The sequence below is a fragment of the Streptomyces sp. NBC_01217 genome (assembly GCF_035994185.1).
In the GTDB taxonomy this organism is placed as follows: domain Bacteria; phylum Actinomycetota; class Actinomycetes; order Streptomycetales; family Streptomycetaceae; genus Streptomyces.
Genome location: NZ_CP108538.1, coordinates 569264 through 591109, shown reverse-complemented (window position 1 = coordinate 591109; position 21846 = coordinate 569264). Strand labels below are relative to the sequence as shown.

At 67.8% G+C, this 21846-nt stretch carries 19 protein-coding genes and 1 pseudogene; 8 read left to right on the top strand and 12 right to left on the bottom strand.

Annotated elements, in window-relative coordinates:
- Positions 1 to 9: 9 nt before the first annotated feature.
- Positions 10 to 2307 (bottom strand): FdhF/YdeP family oxidoreductase, encoded by a 2298-nt coding sequence (locus OG507_RS02380; RefSeq protein ID WP_327365426.1) that lies wholly within the window; start codon positions 2305 to 2307, stop codon positions 10 to 12.
- Between the two features lie 130 nt (positions 2308 to 2437).
- A complete protein-coding gene (locus OG507_RS02375; RefSeq protein WP_327365425.1) occupies positions 2438 to 3265 on the bottom strand; it encodes an alpha/beta fold hydrolase in 828 nt (275 codons plus the stop codon).
- A 914-nt stretch (positions 3266 to 4179) separates the two neighbouring features.
- On the opposite strand from OG507_RS02375, the gene OG507_RS02370 reads away from it, so the two are divergent.
- Positions 4180 to 5454: a ricin-type beta-trefoil lectin domain protein gene (locus tag OG507_RS02370; protein WP_442810928.1), complete on the top strand. Its 1275-nt coding sequence runs from the start codon at positions 4180 to 4182 to the stop codon at positions 5452 to 5454.
- On the top strand, positions 5451 to 6845 hold the full coding sequence (locus OG507_RS02365) for a ricin-type beta-trefoil lectin domain protein (RefSeq protein ID WP_327365424.1): 1395 nt from the start codon (positions 5451 to 5453) through the stop codon (positions 6843 to 6845). Before OG507_RS02370 ends, OG507_RS02365 begins: the two co-directional genes overlap by 4 nt.
- Before the next feature lie 87 nt (positions 6846 to 6932).
- Here the strand turns inward: OG507_RS02365 and OG507_RS02360 are convergent, their stop codons facing one another.
- The 7 genes from OG507_RS02360 to OG507_RS02330 form a co-directional block, all read right to left on the bottom strand.
- Entirely contained in the window at positions 6933 to 7613 is a 681-nt protein-coding gene (locus OG507_RS02360; RefSeq protein ID WP_327365423.1) for an NUDIX domain-containing protein, read from the bottom strand.
- Complete coding sequence (locus tag OG507_RS02355; RefSeq protein WP_442810927.1) at positions 7610 to 7987, bottom strand: DUF4406 domain-containing protein; 378 nt, start codon at positions 7985 to 7987, stop codon at positions 7610 to 7612. Before OG507_RS02355 ends, OG507_RS02360 begins: the two co-directional genes overlap by 4 nt.
- Before the next feature lie 34 nt (positions 7988 to 8021).
- Positions 8022 to 8807 (bottom strand): DeoR/GlpR family DNA-binding transcription regulator, encoded by a 786-nt coding sequence (locus OG507_RS02350; RefSeq protein WP_327365422.1) that lies wholly within the window; start codon positions 8805 to 8807, stop codon positions 8022 to 8024.
- 102 nt (positions 8808 to 8909) lie between these two features.
- Entirely contained in the window at positions 8910 to 11138 is a 2229-nt protein-coding gene (locus OG507_RS02345) for a xanthine dehydrogenase family protein molybdopterin-binding subunit (RefSeq protein WP_327365421.1), read from the bottom strand.
- Between the two features lie 9 nt (positions 11139 to 11147).
- Positions 11148 to 12131 (bottom strand): FAD binding domain-containing protein, encoded by a 984-nt coding sequence (locus tag OG507_RS02340; protein WP_327365419.1) that lies wholly within the window; start codon positions 12129 to 12131, stop codon positions 11148 to 11150.
- Complete coding sequence (locus OG507_RS02335; RefSeq protein ID WP_327371842.1) at positions 12128 to 12697, bottom strand: 2Fe-2S iron-sulfur cluster-binding protein; 570 nt, start codon at positions 12695 to 12697, stop codon at positions 12128 to 12130. The genes OG507_RS02340 and OG507_RS02335 overlap by 4 nt, the downstream gene beginning before the upstream one ends.
- 180 nt (positions 12698 to 12877) lie before the next feature.
- Positions 12878 to 13732 carry an AraC family transcriptional regulator gene (locus OG507_RS02330; RefSeq protein WP_442810926.1) on the bottom strand — a complete coding sequence of 285 codons (855 nt, stop codon included), beginning with the start codon at positions 13730 to 13732 and terminating at the stop codon, positions 12878 to 12880.
- On the opposite strand from OG507_RS02330, the gene OG507_RS02325 reads away from it, so the two are divergent.
- Positions 13731 to 14204: a DUF2000 domain-containing protein gene (locus OG507_RS02325; protein WP_327365418.1), complete on the top strand. Its 474-nt coding sequence runs from the start codon at positions 13731 to 13733 to the stop codon at positions 14202 to 14204. The genes OG507_RS02330 and OG507_RS02325 overlap by 2 nt on opposite strands.
- Positions 14205 to 14238: 34 nt before the next feature.
- On the opposite strand, the gene OG507_RS02320 is transcribed toward OG507_RS02325, so the two are convergent.
- Positions 14239 to 15999, bottom strand: a complete 1761-nt coding sequence (locus OG507_RS02320) for an MOSC and FAD-binding oxidoreductase domain-containing protein (RefSeq protein ID WP_327365417.1) — start codon at positions 15997 to 15999, stop codon at positions 14239 to 14241.
- 183 nt (positions 16000 to 16182) lie between these two features.
- On the opposite strand from OG507_RS02320, the gene OG507_RS02315 reads away from it, so the two are divergent.
- Positions 16183 to 16344, top strand: coding sequence for a hypothetical protein (locus tag OG507_RS02315; RefSeq protein ID WP_327365416.1), 162 nt, complete (start codon positions 16183 to 16185; stop codon positions 16342 to 16344).
- Positions 16345 to 16364: 20 nt separating this feature from the next.
- Here OG507_RS02315 and OG507_RS02310 read toward each other — a convergent pair whose 3' ends face one another.
- The gene (locus OG507_RS02310) at positions 16365 to 16880 is read right to left on the bottom strand and encodes a CGNR zinc finger domain-containing protein (protein WP_327365415.1); all 516 of its coding nucleotides are present in this window, start codon (positions 16878 to 16880) and stop codon (positions 16365 to 16367) included.
- Positions 16881 to 17292: 412 nt separating this feature from the next.
- Between OG507_RS02310 and OG507_RS02305 the strand changes: the two genes are divergently transcribed.
- The 3 genes from OG507_RS02305 to OG507_RS02295 all read left to right on the top strand — a co-directional run bounded on the left by OG507_RS02305 (position 17293) and on the right by OG507_RS02295 (position 19157).
- Positions 17293 to 18162: an alpha/beta fold hydrolase gene (locus OG507_RS02305; protein ID WP_327365414.1), complete on the top strand. Its 870-nt coding sequence runs from the start codon at positions 17293 to 17295 to the stop codon at positions 18160 to 18162.
- Positions 18163 to 18295: 133 nt separating this feature from the next.
- A complete protein-coding gene (locus OG507_RS02300) occupies positions 18296 to 18493 on the top strand; it encodes a hypothetical protein (protein ID WP_327365413.1) in 198 nt (65 codons plus the stop codon).
- Positions 18438 to 19157 (top strand): DUF427 domain-containing protein, encoded by a 720-nt coding sequence (locus OG507_RS02295; RefSeq protein WP_327371840.1) that lies wholly within the window; start codon positions 18438 to 18440, stop codon positions 19155 to 19157. Before OG507_RS02300 ends, OG507_RS02295 begins: the two co-directional genes overlap by 56 nt.
- A gap of 680 nt (positions 19158 to 19837) precedes the next feature.
- Here the strand turns inward: OG507_RS02295 and OG507_RS02290 are convergent.
- Positions 19838 to 20822: pseudogene (locus OG507_RS02290) on the bottom strand (IS5 family transposase).
- Between the two features lie 132 nt (positions 20823 to 20954).
- Here OG507_RS02290 and OG507_RS02285 point away from each other — a divergent pair.
- On the top strand, positions 20955 to 21791 hold the full coding sequence (locus OG507_RS02285; protein ID WP_327365412.1) for an alpha/beta fold hydrolase: 837 nt from the start codon (positions 20955 to 20957) through the stop codon (positions 21789 to 21791).
- The last annotated feature ends 55 nt before the right edge of the window (positions 21792 to 21846 follow it).

The following is a 21846-nucleotide window of genomic DNA, read 5'->3' as shown; positions in this document are numbered from 1 at the left end:
CCGGTTGCCTCAGCCGGCGTCCGCCGCCGGGACCGTTGTGCTCGGCTCCTGCGCGCAGGGCGTGACGAGTACCCGGATGCTCTTCATCAGCGGCTGGTCGCTCTGCTCGCTGTAGTCCCCGAACGCCACCAGGACGTTCATCTCCGGCATGTAACCGGCGGCACAACCACGCGGGATGTTGTAGGGGAGTGCGGTGTACCCGGTGAGCGAGCGGGTGGAGCCGTCCTTCGCGATGCTGGTGATGTCGACCCTGTCGCCCCGGGACAGATGCCTGGCCCGCATGTCGTCGGGGTTGAGGAACACCAGGGTGCGCAGGTTCTCGATGCCTCGGTAGCGGTCGTTGTCCGAATAGATCGTGGTGTTCCACTGGTCGTGGGAACGCATCGTCTGCAGGACCAGGGTGTCCGCGGCCGGTACGACATCAGGCAGCGGGGCCGCGGAGAATTCCGCCCTGCCCGACGGGGTGAGGAAGACCAGCTCGCGGGCGGGCTGGCGGATCCGGAAGCCGAGCGGCAGCCGCACCCGGCGGTTGAAGTCCTCGAAGCCGTCGAGCACCTGGGCCATGGTGTCGCGGATCCGGTCGTAGTCCTCGACGTAGTGCTCCCAGGGCGTCGTGCTGTCGGGCAGCGCCGCTCGTGCCATGCCGGCGATGATCACCGGTTCCGACAGCAGCTGCGGCGACGCCGGACGCCGCATGCCGACCGACAGGTGCACCATGCTCATCGAGTCCTCGACCGAGGAGGACTGGAGCCCATGGCGTTGGTCGTCCTTTTCGGTTCGGCCGAGGCAGGGAAGGATCAGCGCCCGGCGGCCGTGCACCAGATGACTGCGGTTGAGTTTGGTACTGACCTGGACGGTCAGTTCGCAGCGGCGAAGTCCCTCGGCGGTGTACGTCGTGTCGGGCGCCGCCATCGCGAAGTTGCCGCCCATGCCGACGAAGACCTTCACCGCGCCTTCGTGCATGCCCTGCACGGTGGCGACGGTGTCCCGGCCGTGATGGCGTGGGGCGGAGATCCCGCACACTTCGTCGAGGCGGTCCAGGAAATCGCTGGTCGGCCGGTGGTCGATACCGCAGGTGCGGTTGCCCTGGACGTTGCTGTGGCCACGCACCGGCGAAGGGCCGGCGCCCTCCCGGCCCAGGTTGCCGCGCAGCAGCAGCACGTTGACGATCTCCCGGACGGTGTCCACGCCGTGCTCGTGCTGGCTGACGCCCAGGCACCAGCTGATCAGCGTACGGTCCGAACGGGAGTAGATCTCGGCCGCCTTGAGGATCTCCGCCCGGCTCAGGGCCGACTGCCGTTCGAGCTCCTCCCAGGAGGTCTCCTCGCACTCCTTCGCGTACGCCTCGAAGCCGAAGGTGTGGCGGTCGATGAACTCCCGGTCCAACGCCTTGGGGTCTGTCCTGGACTCCTCCAGAAGGGCCTTGGCCATTCCGCGCAGCAACGCCATGTCCCCGCCCGCCCGCACCTGGAGATTGAGGGTGCTGGTGGGCGTGGCCTTGAACCGCGCCATCTCGATGATCTCGTGCGGCACGATCGTGCGGGTGGCGGCCGCCTCGACGAGCGGGTTCACGTGCACGATCTGCGCGCCCCGGCGGTACGCATCGGCCAGCGCGGTGAGCATGCGCGGGGCGTTGGAGGCGGCGTTGACGCCCATGATGAACAGGGCGTCCGCGGACTCCCAGTCCTTGAGGTCTGCGGTGCCCTTGCCGGTGCCGAGGGACGCCTGGAGGGCCCGGCCCGACGCCTCGTGGCACATGTTGGAACAGTCCGGCAGGTTGTTCGTGCCGAACTCGCGGGCCATCAACTGGTAGAGGAACGTCGCCTCGTTGCCGAGTCGGCCGGAAGTGTAGAACGCCGCCTCGTCCGGGCTGTCCAGCCCGCGCAGTGTGGTGCCCACGAGATCGAACGCGTCCTGCCAGGTGATCGGCACGTAGCGGTCCGACGCCTCGTCGTACACCATCGGCTCGGTGAGCCGGCCCTGGTCCTCCAGGTCGAAGTCCGACCACCGGGCCAGTTCGGAGACGGTGTGTGCGGCGAAGAACTTCCGCCCGGCCCGCTTCGGGGTCATTTCCCAGGTGACGTGCTTGATGCCGTTCTCGCAGATGTCGAGCTTGAGCCCTTTGGTGTCGTCCGGCCATGCGCACCCGGGGCAGTCGAAGCCGCCGTTCTCGTGGTTCATCTTGAAAATGGCCCGTGGGCCGTCGGTGAAGGTCCGCTCACGTACCAGAACCTCGGTCACGCTCCGCGCGGCCCCCCACCCGGCCGCAGGGTGGCCGTACTTCTTCTGAACCGGCTTCTTGCTCATGAAACCACCGTTCACAGATAGCGTGACATTTCGGACCAGCGTAGAATCTTTTGCGCTCTTTTGCCCTATTTCGTCGTCATGCTGTTCCCGGTGCCTCGGGATGCTGCCGCTGCGTCATCACGCCGTCGGCTCAACCGCGTACGAAGTCGAGCAGGTCCTTGTTGAACTGTTCGGCGAACACAGGGACCATCGACAGGCCGTGGGGGGCGCCGGGGTAGACCTTGAAGATCGCGTCCTTGACGAGCTTGGACGACTTGTTGCCGGAGGCCACGATCGGGACGATCTGGTCGTCGTCGCCCTGTGCGATCAGGGTGGGCACGTCGAACTTCTTCAGGTCCTCGGTGAGGTCCGTCTCGGAGAATGCCTTGATGCAGTCGTAGGCGCCCTTGATGCCTACCGACATGGACCAGAGCCAGAACTCGTCGCGGGTGCCCTGGGTGACGGTCGATCCCTCGCGGTTGGCGCCGTAGAAGGGGGCGCTGAGGTCCTTGTAGTACTGCGAGCGGTCCTTCGCGACGCCTGCCCGGATCTCGTCGAAGACCTCGATCGGCAGTCCTTCGGGGTTCGCTTCCGTTTTGAGCATGAGCGGAGGGATCGCGCTGAGCAGCACTGCCTTGGCGACCCGGGCGGAGCCGTGCCTGCCGATGTAGCGTGCGACCTCGCCGCCGCCGGTCGAGTGACCGACGAGGACGGCGTCGTGCAGGTCCAGCGTTTCGATGAGCGAGGCAAGGTCGTCGGCGTACGTGTCGAGGTCGTTCCCGTTCCACGTCTGGCCGGAGCGTCCCCCTCCGCGCCGGTCGTGGGCGATCGCCCGGAAGCCGTTGTCCGCCATCAGTTTCATCTGCGGGTCCCACGCGTCGGCGATCAGCGGCCAGCCGTGGGAGAACACGACCGGCCGACCTGCTCCCCAGTCCTTGTAGAAGATCTCCGTGCCGTCCTTGGCGGTGACGAAGGGCATGGTGCGGTTCCTTACGTTGTTGGTGGGTTGATTCCGGTCACTCGTAGGATCGGGAGACCCAGGGATGCCGGGTGTGGCTTTGCGGTTCCAGTCCTGTGGTGGCTTGAAAGGATTGGCCGCCCGGCATCCCGCGACGACTCGACCACTCATTGGGATGCGCGCGGCAAGATCCTTTCGAACTCATGCAGAAAGCCACGCCGTAGGTGGGATTCTGCACCCGGCCGGAATGTGGAAGTCACGCCGCCGCCCAGTAGGGCCATGCGGGGAATCGACGGAAAGGTCAGCAGCTCGATGCGACCGGACGTCGTTGGAGTCACGGTACCTGAGCAGGATGAATTCAGCCTGTTGCACAGATCCGGGGCTATCGGCGTGGCTGTGGCTGTGGCTGTCGCTGCGGCTGCCTCACGACTCGTCGTCGAGTGATTCGTTGACCCGAATGGTCTTTCCTTCCGGCGCGCAGCGCGTTCCCGGCGCCGAGCCGGAGACGCGATGATCGGCGGGCCGCTTACGTTTCGTCCTGAGCCCGGGCGTGGCACAGGTACGGCGCCGAGTCACTCGACGCGTACCGCATGAGGAGATCGTGTCCGCTCGGCAGTGGGGCGGCGCATGTAGCGGCCGGGCCGACCCGGCGCGCGGCGGCGCTGACGTGGCTGGATCACGTTGCTGCACCGGAGGCCGCGGCGCCGGTGATTTCTGGCGGTCAGACCCTGGCAGGGGTGAGTCTTCAAGACCTGAACGCGGCGCCGTCGGAGTTCGTCAACAGAAGGTCTGTACCAGCTCCTTGACGTCCCCTCACACCATCACTTTAATCAAGAAGTGAACTAAGAACCGGCACTGAGCCCTCCCCAGGCTCCGGTTCGCCATGCAACCTGTCATGTGCATGCTTTCTCCGCGACCCCCCATGAAGTGGTGTGATGACTGTGCGAACCCCCAGACGGCGCCGACTGGCGCTGTACGTCGTTGCCCTGCTGTGCTGTTCCGGTGCGGTGACCGCCGCCCCCGCGGGCGCCGCCCCCGCTCCCGAGCCCCGTGTTGCCACCGCTGCCGCGGTGACAACGTTCTCCGACGACTTCAACGGCCCGGCCGGATCCGCGGTCGACGGCGGCAAGTGGCAGATCGAGACCGGCGACAACGTCAACAACCACGAGCGGCAGTACTACACCGCGGGCAACAGCAACGCCGCCCTCGATGGCCAGGGCAACCTCGTCATCACCGCCCGTCGTGACAATCCGGGTAACTACCAGTGCTGGTACGGCCGGTGCGAATACACCTCGGCCCGGCTGAACACGGCAGGCAAGTTCACCTCGACGTACGGGCACGTCGAGACCAGGATGAAGATCCCGCGCGGTCAGGGAATGTGGCCCGCGTTCTGGATGCTCGGTGACGACATCGGCAACGTCGGATGGCCCAACAGCGGCGAGATCGACATCATGGAGAACGTCGGATTCGAGCCCGGCACGGTCCACGGCACCCTCCACGGTCCCGGGTACTCGGGCTCCGGCGGCATCGGGGCCGGCTACTCCCTCCCCGGCGGCCAGGCCTTCGCCGACGCCTTCCACACCTTCGCGGTGGACTGGGCCCCCGACTCGATCACCTGGTCCGTGGACGGCAACGTCTACCAGCGGCGTACGCCTGCCGATCTCGGCGGCAGGAGCTGGGTCTTCAACAAGCCGTTCTTCATCATCCTGAACCTCGCGGTCGGCGGCTACTGGCCCGGCGACCCCGACGGCAACACCACGTTCCCGCAGCAGCTCGTCGTCGACTATGTGCGCGTCACCACCGGTGACAGCGGGTCCGGCGGTACGGGCGGCACCATCACGGGGCTGGGCGGCAAGTGCGTGGACGTGGCGGGTGCTTCCGCCGCCAACGGAACAGCGGTCCAGCTCTACGACTGCAACGGAACCGCCGCGCAGAAGTGGACCGTCGGCTCCGACGGTACGATCCGTGCGCTCGGCAAGTGCCTCGACGTCAAGGACAACAGCACCGCCGACGGCGCCCAGCTGCAGCTCTGGGACTGTGTCGGCGGTGCCAATCAGCGGTGGGGTGTGTCCGGTGCCCGGGACATCGTGAACGTCCAGGCCGACAAGTGCATGGACGCCACCGGCAACAGTTCCGCCAACGGTACCCGGCTCCAGATCTGGACCTGTTCCGGAACCGCCAACCAGAAGTGGACGGTGAACGCCGCATGAGCCACACCCGCGGCTCGCGCCGCCGCCTCGGTCCGCTCGCCCTCCCGGCGGCGCTCCTCCTCGCCACCGGAGCATCGCTCGTCACCCTGCCCGCCACGGCCAGTGCCGCGGTCACCGCCACCGGCTCGATCACCGGACTGGGCGGTAAGTGTGTCGACGTGGCGGGTGCCTCCGCCGCCAATGGAACAGCGGTCCAGCTCTACGACTGCAACGGAACCACGGCCCAGCAGTGGACCGTCGGCTCCGACGGTACGATCCGTGCGCTCGGCAAGTGCCTCGACGCCAAGGACAACGGCACCGCCAACGGCACACAGTTGCAGCTGTGGGACTGCGCCGGCGGACCCAACCAGCAATGGTCCGTCTCCGCGGCGCACGACATCGTGAACGTCCAGGCCGACAAGTGCATGGACGCCACCGGCAACACCTCCGCCAATGGCACCCGGCTCCAGATCTGGACCTGCACGGGAGCCGCCAACCAGAAGTGGACCGCACCTACGGGCGGCGGTACCCCCGCACCCGGCGGAACGATGGCCGTGGCGCCGTATCTCTACAACGGCTGGGGCAGCCCGCCCAGCCCGACGACCGTCATGAACGCGACCGGTGTGAAGTGGTTCACCCTGGCCTTCGTGCTCAGCAACGGCTACTGCAACCCGCAGTGGGACGGCGGGCGGCCGCTGACCGGCGGTGTCGACCAGCAGACCATCAACACCGTGCGCGGCGCGGGCGGGGACGTCATCCCGTCCTTCGGCGGATGGAGCGGCAACAAGCTGGAGAGTTCCTGCTCCAGCGCGGGCGAGCTGGCCGCCGCGTACCAGAAGGTCATCAACGCGTACGGTCTCAAGGCGATCGACATCGACATCGAGGCGGACGCCTACAACAACGGTACGGTCCAGCAGCGCACGGTCGACGCGCTGAAGACCATCAAGGCCAACAACCCGGGCATCAAGGTGTACGTCACCTTCGGCACCGGCCAGAACGGCCCTGACAGCTCGCTCATCAACCGGGCCGCCTCCTCCGGGCTCACCGTCGACAGCTGGACGATTATGCCGTTCAACTTCGGCGGAGCCGGACAGAACATGGGAACCCTCACCACACGCGCCGCCGAGGGCCTGAAGAACGCGGTGAAGAGCGCGTACGGATACAGCGACGACCAGACCTACCGGTCGATCGGCATCTCGTCGATGAACGGCATCACCGACAACAGCGAGACGGTGACGGTCAACGACTTCCGTACCATCCTTGCCTACGCCCAGCAGCACCACTTGGCGCGGCTCACCTTCTGGTCGGTGAACCGTGACCGGCCCTGCACGGGCGGCGGAGCCGACACCTGCTCCGGCGTCAGCCAGCAGGCGTGGGACTTCACTCGGGTGTTCGCCCAGTACACCGGGTGAGATGACATGACATGAAGGGGCAGGGCGTGCGGCTGAACGGCTGCACGCCCCGCCCCTGCGTGTCCGGCCCGATCCGGACGAAAGGTCCTAGCTCCGGCGAGCGGGCCGCGCGGGCTGACAGAACGGTCCATCGAGTGCGGCCCATTGGAGCAGCATGATGGTCTTGGCATCGGCGATCGCGCCGCTGCGGACCCGGTCGAGCGCCTCGGCGAAGGGGAGCTCCACGGTGGTGATGTCCTCGCCCTCGGCGGCGATTCCGCGGGCGCCGGTGTGGAAGTCGGCTGTTTCGTAGGGCGCGGCGAAGAAATGCAGACGCTCGGTGACCGAGCCGGGGCTCATATAGACGTCGAAGACGTGCTCGACGGCGCCGATGGTGTGTCCGGTCTCTTCGGCGGCCTCCCGGCGGATCGCTTCTTCCGGGCCTTCACCGTCCAGGAGTCCGGCGGCGGCTTCGAGCAGCATGCCGTCGGGATGTCCGTTGACATAGACGGGAAGGCGGAACTGACGGGTCAACAGCACGGTGCGCCGGACGGTGTTGTGGAGCAGGATGGTGGCCCCGTCACCGCGGTCGTAGGTCTCGCGCTGCTCGCGGCTCCAGTGCCCGTCACTGTGCTGGTAGTCGAAGGTGGTCTTGCGCAGCACGTACCAGTCGCTGGAGAGCACCTCCACGTCGCGGATCCGCACGCGCGGATTGCCCGTGAGGTCGCGGCCATGCTGGTCCAGGCCGGTGCGACCACGCCGGTCGGGGGTGTCGATGCCGGCGGTCACCGGGCGGCCGGAACGGCGGCGAGGCCGGCATAGACGTCCTTGCCCTGCGCAAGGGCCTGGGTGACCATCCGGTCCGCCCCCTCGGAGGGGCCGCCGATGCGCAGGACCGCGTCACAACGGAAAAGCAGCTGCTCGGCGATGGGATGGAAGATCTCCTGGAAGAGCGCGTCGCCGGGGCCCGTGCCGCCGGCAGTCTCCAGGAGCGGCAGGGCGAGGGCTTCGCCGGTGACCGGCAGGTGCCCGGCGCGGAAGAGGACGAGAGCGGTCTCGTTCATCGCCCGCACATTGGCTTCGAGTTTGCGGGGGTCATCGCCGGTACCTGATCGGTAGGGACCGGCAACGAGAATCATCAGTGAGCGTGGAACGGTGGTCACGGCCGATCACTCCTCGGCATGGGTGTGGGCGGATTCAAACGAGGAGACTGTCGACGCCTGCGTCTCGCAGCGCCTCCAGGGTCTCCGGGCCGCTGGGGTGTGTGGCGGCGTCCGCGGCCGCCTTGTCGGTGACGAAGCGGTGCACTGCGTCGAGGGGGGCGACCCGGCTGAACGCCCGCACTCCGAGCTTGGTCGCGTCCGCCACCGCCACCGTGCGGGTGGCCCGTGCGAGTCCGACCTGCTTGACGGCTGCGTCGTCCAGTGAGAACTCCGACCAGCCGTGCTCGGCGTGCACGCCGCCGATGGACATCAGGAAGCAGTCGAAGGCCAGGGACTCCAGGGTTCGCAGCGCCAGCGGACCGACGAGGGAACGCTCGCCGGGACGGGAGCGGCCCCCCACCACCAGCAAGTCGATCCCGGGCCGGTCGGCCAGGCTCTGCGCTGCCTGCAGGCTGAGCACGGCGACCGTCAGCGGGGCCCTCGCGGCCAGGTGCTCGGCGATGTGCACCGTGGTGGTGCCCGCGTCGAGCAGCACACGCGATCCCGGTTCCACCAGCGCGGCCGAGGCCGCGCCCAGTCGGTCCTTGGTGGCGGCCTGCCACGGCTCTCGCGCGGAGAACCCCGCGTCCTCGTCGCGCGAGCGGGTGGCGACGGCACCACCGTGCACCCTGCGCACCAGGCCCTGACGCTCCAGCGCGTCCAGGTCCCTGCGCACGGTCATCTCCGAGACGCCCAGGCGATGGGAGAGCTCCGAGACGGAGACCCGGTCGGAGCCCTGCACCAACCGCAGGGTCAGGTCCAAACGATTGGCGACATCCATGCCTCAATTTCTACCATGCATCAGTTCAAATGAACATCGTCATGTTCGAAATGGACACGCATTCAACAGCGCGGTGGATGAACCCGCACCGACGTCTCACATTCAGGTATCCATCGGTGGCAGACCGGGCAGCACCTTCTCGATGGTGATGGGGAAGTCGCGCACGCGCACGCCGGTGGCGTTGAACACCGCGTTCGCGACCGCCGCACCGGCCCCGCAGATGCCCAACTCACCGACGCCCTTCGCGCCCAGGGCGTTGGCCTTGTCGTCGTACCCGTCGAGGAATACGGCGTCGACGTCGGGGATGTCGGCGTGGACCGGCACCAGGTATTGCGCGAGATCCCGGTTGACGAAGGCACCGGATCGCGGGTCGACGACGGCCTCTTCCTCAAGCGCCGCGCCGGCCCCCCAGATCATGCCGCCGATCAGCTGCGAGCGGGCCGTCTTCGGGTTGATCACGCGGCCCACCGAGAACACGCCGAGCATCCGCCGCAGACGGATCTCGGCGGTGTCCGCATCGACCCCCACCTCGGCGAAATGCGCCCCGTAGGTGTTGATCGAGTAGGCCGCGTAGTTCGGATCATCGCCCATGAATCGGGTGCTGCCCTCCGCATCCACACCTCCGGGATGGCTGCGCGCGACGATCTCGCTCAGCGCCTCGGTCGCGCCGGCGATGCCCACGTTGCCATCGGAGAACACGGCGTCTGCCGGGTCCAGGCCGTGCAGCGCAGAGCGCGTGTCCCCGCACGCCGCATCCAGCAGCTTCTCGCGCAGGGTCGCGCACGCCCGATGCACCGCGGTGCACGAGTTGGTGGCGCCCCACGAGCCTCCGGACCCCCAGCTGGAGGGGAAGTCGGAGCGCCCGAGCTCGATCCGAACCCGTTCGGGCGGGAGTCCGAGTCCGTCGGCCGCAACCTGGGTCAGGATGGTGTACGTGCCCGTGCCGAGGTCGGTCATGTCCGTCTGGACGACGGCGGTGCCGTCCGCCTCCAACCGCACCCGCACCGTTGTCGGTCCCTGGAAATGCCCCCGGATGGCGGCCGACATGCCGTAGCCGATCAACCACCGTCCCTGGCGCACACTCGCCGGGGTGGCCGGGCGGTGTTCCCAACCGAACCGGCGCGCGCCCTCGCGCAGGCACTCGACCAGGTGCCGGTCGCTGTACGGCACGTCTCGCTCGGGATCGACAGTGGGCTCGTTGCGGATCCGCAGCTCGACCGGGTCCATCCCGAGCGCATCGGCCAGCTCGTCCATCGCCGACTCGACCGCCAGCATGCCCGGCGCCTCGCCCGGCGCACGGACGTCCGTTCCGCGCGGCAGATCGAGCTGCGTCAGCCGGTGGCTGGTCAACCGGTGGGGCGCTGCGTAGAGGCTGCGGGTCGTGGCGGCGGTCTGCTCGGCGTACTCCACATCGGGGTTGGTGTGCATGGTGACGTCGTGGGCGATCGCACTCAGCCGTCCGTCGCGCCCCGCGCCCAGCCGAACCCGCTGGCTGGAAATGGGGCGCATGCCGATGAGCTGGAAGATCTGCTGGCGGGTCAGCGCGACCTTGACCGGCTGGTGCAACGCGCGAGCGGCGAGCGCTGCCAGGATCGTCTCGGAGTGGATGCCCAGCTTGGAGCCGAATCCTCCGCCGACGAAGGGAGTGACGATGTGAACCCGCGCCGGGTCGATCCGAAGCGTGCTTGCGACCGAGACCTGCGCCGCATCGACGATCTGGCAGCTGACGTAGACGTGCAGATCCTCGTCACGCGGTTCCACCAGACATGCGTGCGGTTCCATCGGCATCGAGAACTCGTACGGCGTCGTGTAGCGCTGGTCGACGGTGACCTCCGCGCCGGCGAACCCGGCATCGAAATCGCCCACCGCAGTGTCGGTGGGGAGGCCGGCATTGACCACCTTCGGGATGTACGTGTCATCTTCGTACTCGCCGAAGTCGAAACGTCCCCGCCCGGTGCTGTATTCGATGTCGACGAGATCCGCCGCAGCACGCGCCTGCTCAAGGGTCGCCGCGACGACGAGTGCCACCGGCTCGCCGTAATAGTGAATGTCGGCGCTGGTCAGCACCGGCTGGGCGCGCCAGTATTCGAACGGGATGGACTCGTCGCGGGTGCCTTGCACCGGGGCATTGAGATGGGTCATCACCAGATGTACGCCGGGTGCGCGTTCGGCGGTCTCGGTGTCGATCCTGGTGATGCGGCCCTTGCCGATCGTAGCGCCGGCGATGAAACCGTAGAGCGGTTGACCGGCATCCCAGTGCTCGTAGGCGTAGGTTGCCCGGCCTGTGGCCTTCAACGGGCCGTCGACGCGGTTCACAGCTTGCCCGATCATCTCGCCTCCTCAGCTCGCCCGGGCCGCTTGCGCCAGCGTGCGGCACAGCGTGCGCCTGGCCAGGTCGATCTTGAAGTCGTTGTGCCCCTGCCCGACCGCGTCGCGCATGGCCGCCTCCGCGGCAGCGCGATAGGTGGCCATCGTGGCCGGACGGCCGGTCAACGCGGCCTCCGCCTCGACGGATCGCCACGGCTTGTGCGCCACACCGCCGAAAGCCACCCGCGCCTCACTGATCGTTCCCTGATCGGTCGAGACGACAGCCGCCACGGAGACCAGCGCGAATTCGTAAGACGCCCGGTCGCGCACCTTGCGGTATCGCTGCCGACCCGGCGGGGGCGGGGGCAGGACGACGCTCGTGATCATCTCGCCGGGACGCAGTACGGTCTCGATGTGCGGCGTATCGCCCGGCAGCCGGTAGAAGTCCATGATGGCGACGCGGCGTACCGTCTGATCGGCGTCGAGCAGTTCGATCTCCGCCTCCAGCACGGTAAGCGCAACGGCCATGTCCGAGGGGTGGGTTGCGATGCAGGAGTCGCTGGCGCCGAGGATCGCGTGTATCCGGTTGAACCCGCCGATCGCCGAGCATCCTGATCCGGGATCCCGCTTGTTGCAGCCTGCGGCCGTGTCGTAGAAGTAGGGGCAGCGGGTGCGTTGCAACAGGTTTCCACCGGTGGACGCCTTGTTGCGCAACTGGCCCGAGGCGCCGGCCACCAGCGCCTCCGACAGCACCGGATAGCGGGAGCGCACCCGGGCGTCGGCGGCCACTTCGGAGTTCGCCGCCTGGGCGCCGATGCGCAGTCCGCCGTCCGGCAGCTCCTCGATGTCCCGCATCGGAAGCCGGCTGATGTCGATCAGATGGCTGGGCTGCTCGATGTCGAGCTTCATCAGGTCGAGCAGATTGGTGCCGCCGCTGATGAACTTCGCGCCGTCTCTGGACACCGCGGCGATGGCCGCCTGTGCGTCCGTCGCTCGCTCGTAGGTGAAGGACCTCATCCCGGGCCGCCCTTCGCCGTGCTGCGGATGGCCGCGACGATGTTCGGATAGGCGGCGCACCGGCAGATGTTGCCGCTCATCCGCTCGCGGATCTCCTCGTCGGTCAATGTGATGTGCGGCGAGGCCACGTCAGCGGTGGCGTGGCTGGGCCAACCCGCCTCCACCTCGGCGAGCATGCCGACAGCCGAACAGATCTGGCCGGGAGTGCAGTAGCCGCACTGGAAGCCGTCACTCTCGACGAAGGCGCGTTGCATCGGGTGCAGGCCATCGGGATCGCCCAGGCCTTCGATCGTCACGATCTCGTCGTCCTCGTGCATGACGGCGAGCGTCAGGCAGGAGTTGACGCGTCGACCGTTGATCAGCACGGTGCAGGCGCCGCACTGCCCGTGGTCACACCCCTTCTTGGTTCCGCTCAGGCGCAGATGCTCGCGCAGCGCGTCGAGCAGCGAGGTCCGCGGATCCACCTCAAGCTGCCGCACCTGATCGTTGACGCTCAACCGTATCGCCGAGAGCTGGGCCGTCTCGCCCTGGCTCCGCCCGGCGGCGCCCGTATCCGGATCGCTCATCACAGCCCGCCTTCCTCGCTGGGTACGGGTTTCACGCTGGACATGCGCCACCCCTGCCGGGCGCGTTCCCGCATGCCCAGGGTCTCGCACATGCCGTCGCACCGCGATTCATGGCCGCGTGGAGCCGCTACTGGCTCGTCGGGCCGTTCTTGCGCTGCAGCCGGCGCGGGCGGCCTGTGATCAGCCGGGGGTGCCGGTACGGGCGTACCGCCCCGGGGTGATGCCCACGACCCGCTTGAAGTGCCTGGTGAGGTGGGACTGGTCGTAGAAGCCGGCGGCGGTCGCCACCTCGCCCGGCGGCTGGCCGTCGAGCAGCAGACGGCGGGCCAGGTCGACGCGGCGGGACATCATGTACTGGTGCGGGGCGATGCCGAAAGCGCCGCTGAAGGCACGTACGAGGTGCGTAGGGTGGGCGTGGACCAGGCGCGCGGCCTCGTCCAGGGCGATGCCTTCAAGCAGGCGCTCGTCGAGGAGGTCGCGCAGGCTCTGGGCGATGCCGCGGTCGGGCCCGGCGCTGCCGGAGGGCGGCCCGGGACGCAGATGCTCGCGCAGGCGCTCGCTGATGAAGGCCAGACGGCTTTCCGCCTCGAACTCGTCTCCCGGGTTCGCGAGGGCTGTGTGCAACTGTCCGACTCGTCTGCGCAGAACCGGCTCGGCGAGGTCCGGGTTGTCCACCGCCGCCCCGATGAAGCTCTCGTCCAGCTGTGTCATGTCGAGGTAGAGCACGCGCTTTTGGAAGCCGCGAGAAGTGGCAGGCGAGCCGTTGTGCGGGACCTGCGGCGGGAGCAGGCTCACGGTGTCTCTCGGGGTGCCGCGCTCGTGACGGTCCAGATCGTAACGGACCGCGCCGTCGTCGACGATCAGCAAAGTCCAGGCGTCGTGGACGTGCATGGGGTACGCGTGCTCGGTGAAATGTGCATGGAAGACCTCCACGACACCCGCGACCGGCGGGCGCCAAGCGGAGATCTCCTGCCGGGGCGTCACGCTAAGAACGTACAAGACGGAGAAGGCGTGCATCCCGGAGTCTCGAGGCATGAGAACCGAGAATGAGACCGGTGCCGGGGCTGAGACCGATGCAGCGGATGAGAACGTGCCTGTCCGCTTCGATACCAAGATCGCCGTCCTGCTGCGCGAGGATCTTGAGTCCTGGCAGCGGCTGAATGTGACCGCGTTCCTGGTCAGCGGGCTCGGCACGGCGTCACCCGAGGTGATCGGCGAACCGTACTCGGACGCCGACGGCACTGCGTATCTGCCGATGTTCCGCCAGCCCGTGCTGGTCTTCGAGGGGACGAAGGAGGTGCTGACCGCCGCGCACGGTCGTGCGCTGTCCCGCTCGCTGCCGAGGGCTGTGTTCACGTCAGATCTGTTCGACACGGGCAACGACCGGGACAACCGGGCGGCCGTACGGGCTGTGGGCAGGGACCAGCTCGATCTGGTGGGGGTAGCCGTTTACGGGCCGCGCAACGCGGTGGACAAGGTCCTCAAGGGCGCGCGGATGCACCCCTGAGCGACCGTGGGCTTGAAGTGCAGTTGTCGGCCGACTAGAGGTCGAGGACGACTTCGGTGGTCGGTTTGCTGCAGCAGACGAGGATGGTGCCGGCCTCGGGGGGTTCGAGAGGGCGGGTGCTGTAGGTGATGTCGCCTGTCACGACGTGGGTGATGCAGGTGTGGCAGACGCCGGTGCGACAGGACCAGCGGGTGGGGACGTCGCAGGCTTCGGCGAGTTCGAGGAGCGACGCGTGAGCGGGTGACCACGGGGTGGTGATGCCGCTGCGGGCGAAGGTGATGAGGGGGCCGGTGCCCGGTGGACCGGGCGGTTGGTGCGGCCGGATCGTGGCCGTGGGCGTGAGGCCGGGGTTGATGGCGGGGAGGGCGCTGAACTGTTCCATATGGATCCGCTCGGGGAGCAGACCCTGGTCGCGCAGGTAACCGCCGAGGTTGTCCATGAAGGTGGGCGGTCCGCAGACGTAGGCGTCGGCGTCGTCGGGAATGCCCATGGCCGCGAGTGATCGGGCCGTTGGACGCCCCTCGGTGATGTGGGGCTCGTCGAGATGTGGGGCGGCTTCGGCGGTGTAGTAGATGTACTCGTGGGCATTGGGGAGCTGCGCCAGGAGCACATGGGTCTCGTCCGCGAAAGCGTGGTGGGCGCGGTCGTGGGCGGTGTGGATCCACCAGATGGGGCGTTGGTCTCGTGTGCCGGCGAGTTGGTGGAGCATGGCGAGCACGGGAGTGGCACCGATCCCTGCCGAGACGAGAACGATCGGGCGGGTGCCTTCTTCGAGTACGAACGTTCCGCGGGGGCTGGCGATGTCCACGAGGTCCCCGGGGCGGAGGGTGGCATGGATGTAGCTGCTGACTTTCCCGTGGGCCTCGTGCTTGACGCTGATGCGGTAGGTGCCGGCCGTGGGCGCGGAGGACAGTGAGTAGCTGCGCACTGCGGGGGAGGCATCGCCGATGGCGAGGCGGATGGAGAGGTACTGGCCAGGGCGGGCCTCGGGCAGTGGTGTGCTGTCGGTGGTGTCGAGGTAGATCGATGAGACGGCCGGGGTCTCGGGGGCGATGCGGGCGACGCGCATGGTCTTGAAGCCCGGCCATCCCGGCTCTTCTCCGCGCTGCTGGGTGCTGGTGAGCCCCGGCCATCCCGGTTCCTGTTGGGGTTGCTGGGCGGCGGCGAGTTCACGGAAGGACTGCTGCCATCCGGGGCTGAGGGCGGGGATATTCAGTGCTTTGCGCAGCTTCGCAGGGTCGCGGTCGGGGAGGTAGAGCAACGCGTCGGTGTCGGCGACGCTGAGCTCTTCGGGGCCCTTGCGGGTCAGGGTGATCTCGTCGCCGGCCCGGACACGTCCCTCGGCGAGGACGCGCAGGTAGAAGCCGGGACGGTGGTGGGCGACCAGGAGAGAGGCCATGGCGGGTTCGCCCAGGCGCATGCCGACGCGGTAGCAGGTGACGCGCGGTTGGGTGACTTCGAATTCGGCTTCGCCGATGCGGTACCGGTCGCCGATGCACACGTTGTCGTCGGGCATGCCGTCGACGGTGAAGTTCTCCCCGAAGATCCCGAAGGTCAGGTCGTCGCGACCGAGTTGCTTTTGCCAGTACTGGTAGGACTGCAACTGGTAGACGAGGACGGCACGAATTTCGCCGCCGTGACCGTCCAGGTCACCCTGGCCGTCTCCGTCGATGTTCAGCCGCCGCACCAACCGGGGGCCGTGCACGGGGGACTTCCAGGCTCCGGTGTGTACGGTCCTTCCCTGCCAGGAGAGGTCCTTGGGCATTCCTACGTTGACGGACAGCAGTGTCGCCATTGCGGACCTCCTGCGGGGTGGCCGGGGCAGCCCCTCACGGCGCTGTGATCTGTGCGCCGGGGCCGATACTAGTTCTTGTGCCGGTGCCGCCGCGATTCGGTGATCACGAATCGTTCGGTGCATTCGCTGAGATTCTTCGAACGGGCTCCGCGTGCTCGGTGCAGATCGGAGCCGGTCTCAGCGATGCCGATCACGGCTCGGCGCAGGGGCCCGTACCTGGCGGTCCCCGACTTCGAAGCTGCGCGGGCCGAGCCGGCGCGCCGCGACTACGCGAGCTTCGCCGAGCTCGCCGACCCCGACGGCAACGCGCGGACACTGCAGGAGCACGGTTTTCGTCGCTCGTGAGCTGAGGACTGCCGGAGGCATTACTCGGCCGCGGCATCACGGGTGCGCTGGTAGTGGCGCCTGGCCTTCATTCTGTTGCCGCAGACGGCCATGGAACACCAGCGGGCCTTGTTGGTCTTACTGCGGTCGAGGAGGAACCGGCGGCACTCCGGGTTGGCGCACGGCCGCAGCCGGCCAGGCATCGTCTCCTGCAGCGCGCTCCACGCCATGACCGCCTCTACCGCCATCCGGCGCTCCGCAGGGGCGTCCAGATCCCAGGACACTCCCGCAGGGGAGAGGCGCGGGCGGGAGACGACGCCCTTGAGGAGCGGGGCCAGCGACACAGTCGGCCGGCTGCCGCGCACCACGCCATGCAGGGCATCGCGCGCCTGCAGGAGGTGTCGGCGCTCCTCTGTGCTGCCGTTGCCGCCGTGCGCCTGCTGCCAGGTCGTGGCCGCGTCCGGGTCTGCCAACTGGTCCTGGATCACCCCGTTGACGACCGGCGTGGTGTTGAGGAGCTCCAGCAGTGCGTCCTGCTGCTCTCGGTCGGCCACCATTGCCACTTCCTAACCGGATCGCTTTGCTTGGCAGGTTACATGAAACCGATCGCCTTAACTAGAGAAATGATTTTGATCGGTTAGTTTGGTCCGCCCCGTGGTGGCCCCGCGACGCCACTGGCAAAGCCCTACTGGTCACCGCTGCGGTGCTTGCGGCGTCGGGGTGCCCACGCAGGCACTCGATGCGGCGCGCGAGGAACGGTTCTGTCTCCTGCGTCTGGCGGTGTGCGGCTGCGCTGGCTGGTGACCGTTCGCGGACGGAGGCTTGAGGCGGGTCGACGTGGTGCCGCCGGGGTGCAGTGATGCCCCTGACCGGAGAAGTGAACTAACCGCTAAAAGTATCTTGACAGGTTAGATCGAGCGTGCTCGACTGAATATGTAACCACTAAAGCTCAACAGAAGGGTTAGGGGCATGGCTTCCGTAGTCCACCACCGCACCGCCACCGTCAACGGTCTCGAGGTCTTCTACCGGGAAGCCGGCGATCCGAAGGCGCCCGCCGTAGTCCTCCTCCACGGCTTCCCGACCAGCTCGCACATGTTCCGCCATCTGATCCCGGCGCTCGCCGACCGCTACCACGTGATCGCTCCCGATCACATCGGGTTCGGCCAGTCGGCGATGCCCACCCTGCAAGACTTCCCGTATACCTTCGACGCCTTCACCGAGGTCACCTCCGGCCTGCTCCAGCACCTGGGCATCGACCGGTTCGCGATGTACGTACAGGACTACGGCGCCCCCATAGGCTGGCGGCTCGCCCTCCAGGCCCCGGACCGCGTCACCGCGATCATCACTCAGAACGGCAACGCTTACGAAGAGGGCTTCGTCAAGCCCTTCTGGGACGGCGCCTTCGCCTACGCCAAGGCCCCGGGACCGGACACCGAAGCGCCCATGCGCGGCGCCCTGACCCTTGAAGTCACCCGCTGGCAGTACCTGAACGGAGTCGCCGACCCGAGCCTGGTCAGCCCCGACAACTGGGTCCACGACCAGGCGCTGCTGGACAGGCCCGGCAACGACGCGATCCAGCTCAAGCTCTTTCGCGACTACCCCACCAACGTGGACCTCTACCCGCAGGTCCACCAGTACTTCCGCGACACCCAGGTCCCGCTGCTGGCGGTCTGGGGCGCCAACGACGAGATCTTCGGCCCCGACGGCGCCAGGGCGTTCAGCCAGGACCTGCCCGATGCCGAGATCCACCTGCTCGAGTCCGGGCACTTCGCCCTGGAAAGCCACCTGGAGACGATCACCGAGCACATCCGCGGCTTTCTCGCCCGCGTCCTCGCCTGACGCGCAGGGGGCCGAGGAGGCGGCGGCAGCCGCGGACCACACGCAACGCCGTCCAGCACGGCTGCCCGGCCGAACGTGCTCCTGCACGCCCCGATCGTCGACAACAACCACCCCGTACCGCAAGGAACCCGCCATGGGGCTGTCCTGGCAGCAAGGCCCCCTCTCCGCCGGCGCGATCGGACACTTCCTCACCCCCGAACCCCTGCCCGAGCGCCTCCTGTTCGCCGAGCGACTGCGCCGCCGCATGCGAGTGGAGTTCAACGACACCTGGATCGCTGACAGCGAGAACGTCATCCTGCTGCACGAGCCGGGCCGCTACCCCGTCGCCTAACTTCCCCCGCGAGGACGTCGACGAGCAGGCCCTGGTCGCGAGTGACAAGGTCACCCAACACAAGGACCTCGGCGACTTCGCCTGGTACGCGGTGCATGCCGGCGACCGGACCACCGAACGCGCCGCCTGGGAATTCACCGCACCGCCCGGGCACGCCGCCGAACTCCGGGACCGCGTCGCCTTCGCGTGGCGCGCTATGGACGCCTTCTACGAAGAGGACGAACGCATCCTCGGACACGCCGCGGACCCCTACCACCGCATCGACATCCGAAACACCTCCCGCACCCTGGAAGTCCGCCTCGGCAACACCGTGATCGCCCGCTCCGAGTACCCCGTCGTGCTCTTCGAGTCCGGATTCGCCCCCCGCTGGTACGTCCCGCGTGCCGCCGTCGACGAGACCCGGCTACGCCCCGTCGAAGGCCGGAGCTTCTGTCCCTACAAGGGCCTGTGCGACTACTACGACATCGGCGACGTGCACCGCGCAGCCTGGTCGTACCGCAACGCCTACCGGGAGGTCGACCGGATCACCGACATGGTGTCGTTCGAAGCGGAAAAGGTCGAGGTCCATCTCGACGGGGAGCGCCTGCACATACAGCCCGGACAGAACGTTGTCCCCCACGGCATCGACCGCGGCCTGGACGTCGACGAGGTCAGGGCCCACTGACCCCGACGAGCGCCGGTCGGTCCTCAGGGGGCCGACCGGGGTAGCGCGCAGGTGCCGTTCACCCCGGATGAGCGGACGGGCTCCGGCCGGGCACTCATGGACCCGCCACCATTTGACCCTGGAGACGATGCGCGACGTCAGCACCCGCATCGAGGTCCTCACCCCCACCCTCCGGCGGTGGGTGGGCACGCAAGCCGCTCGCGGTTCGGCGCGATTGTCGCTCAGGTACCGCTGCTGGGCACAGATCACTGTCTTGCCGTCCTTCGAGACATCGAGCAACGAGTACGTCTGCGTGGACGAGCTCCCCGAGGTGCTGTTGTCCAGGCCGCCGAAGAGGCGCAGTCCGCGGCGGCCTTCTCCAATACGGCCATGACCGGAGTGGTGAGGTGATCGGGCATGGCTGCCTGTCTCCTGTGTGGCAGGTTTGGGCAGGCCGGACCTGGGCACGTGGCCGTCCGGATCGGGAGCCGTAGGCTCGGACAGCACGCTATGGGCGATTGGGCACAGCACTTTGCTGTCGGTGACCTGCTTCTGGTCTGCCCGCGCCCAACTCGGTGTTTTCGCCCGTGAGTCCGGTTCATGGGGGCAATCGGTGCCGGGGAGCACTCGTCGGCAAGAGACGGTGCGCCACGGGGACAGTGGCGATGGGAGCCCCTCCTAGGTCCTGTACGGAGTTCAGATCATGCTCGTCGGGTGATGCTGCGTAGCCACAGCATCGTGCCGCACAGGTGGAGTCCGGCCAGGTAGCTCTCGGGAGTCTTGTCGTAGCGGGTGGCGATCCCGCGCCAGTTGCGCAGCCGGTTGATGCACCGCTCGACCGTGTTGCGGTCCTTGTACAGCTCGGCGTCGTGACTGACGGGGCGGCCTCCGCGCGAGCCCTTCTTTTTGCGGTTGGCCGTCTGGTCCGCCTTCTCCGGGATCACCGCCCGGATTTGGCGTTTGCGCAGGTAGGCGCGGTTGCGGCGGGAGGAGTACGCCTTGTCGCCGGCGACCGCGTCCGGGCGGGTGCGGGGCCGCCCCTCCTGCCACGGACCTTGATCTTGTCCACGACCCGCGCGAACTGCGGGCTGTCACCGGCCTGGCCGGGGGTGAGGACGAACGACAGTGGACGGCAGCGCCGTTCGGCTGACAAGTGCACCTTGCTGGTCAGCCCGCCCCGGGAACGACCGAGCTCAGCAGCCTTCAAACGGGCCCGGCGGCGTCGCCGCAACCGCTGCCGCTCGGCTCGTTCCGGGTCCCCGTCCTGATCGTATTGCGGCTCCCGTCCCTTCTTCCCGCCCCCTTTTCGGACTCTGCGGCCTCCACCAGCGCTTCCAACTGCTCTTCGTCCAGAACCATCCCGGCGGCGTGGTGGTGAGCGCGGGAGGTAGCAGAGTCCACGCTGACCAGCGACAGGTCTGCCTCACCGCGTTCTGCGGCATAACCGATGACCGTCTCCATCAGGTGCTGGAAGACGCCCTCGCGCGTCCAGATACGGAAGCGGTCGTAGACGCTCGACCACGGACCGTACTCGGCAGGCACGTCTCGCCAGGGGCTGCCGGTGCGGAACCGCCACATCGTCGCGTTGAAGTGTTTTCGCAGGTCAGGTATGGGTCCGGATACTCCCAGCGGGAGGTGGGGCTCAATCAGGGACCACTGCTCATCGGTCACATCGCCACGTGCCATACCTGATGGCCTATCAAGCGCACACGGTTCCGCGCTGCGGATTACCCGAACCGTGATCTGAACTCCGTACAGGACCTAGTGTGGCGGCATTCCATGCCCCTCAGGCACTCCACGACGAAGGAGCAGACACCCATGCCGTACATCACTGTGGGCCAGGAGAACTCCAACCCCATCGACCTCTACTACGAGGACCACGGAACCGGTCAGCCGGTCGTCCTCATTCACGGATTTCCGCTCGACGGCCACTCCTGGGAACGGCAGAGCGCCGTGCTGCTCGAAGCGGGCTACCGCGTGATCACCTACGACCGGCGCGGTTTCGGGCAGTCCAGCCAGCCGACGACGGGGTACGACTACGACACTTTCGCGGCCGACCTGAACACGGTGCTGGAGACCCTCGACCTGCGGGAAGCGGTCCTCGTCGGGTTCTCGATGGGCACCGGCGAGGTCGTCCGGTACGTGTCCGCCCACGGTTCCACCCGGGTGGCCAAGGTCGCCTTCCTGGCCTCGCTGGAACCCTATCTGCTGCAGACGGACGACAACCCGGACGGAGTCGCCCCGAAGGAGTTCTTCGACGGTGTCGTCGCAGCCGTCAAGGCGGACCGCTACGCCTTCTACACCGCCTTCTTCGAGGACTTCTACAACCTCGACGAGAACCTCGGCACCAGGATCAGCGAGGAAGCGGTCCGCAACAGCTGGAACACCGCCGTGCGCGGCGGCTTCTTCGCCGCCGCCGCCGCGCCGGCGACCTGGTACACCGACTTCCGCGCCGACATCCCGGCGATCGATGTGCCGGCCCTGATCCTGCACGGTACCGCCGACCGCACCCTGCCCGTCGACGGGACCGCGCGGGTGTTCCACAAGGCGCTCCCGGCCGCCGACTACGTGGAGATCGAGGGTGCCCCGCACGGCCTGCTGTGGACCCACGCGGAGGAGGTCAACGCGGCACTTCTCGCCTTCCTGGAGAAGTGAGCTCGCCCGGCGTGCAACAGGCGTACGAGGGAGACGACCTGAGCGCCGCCCCCCG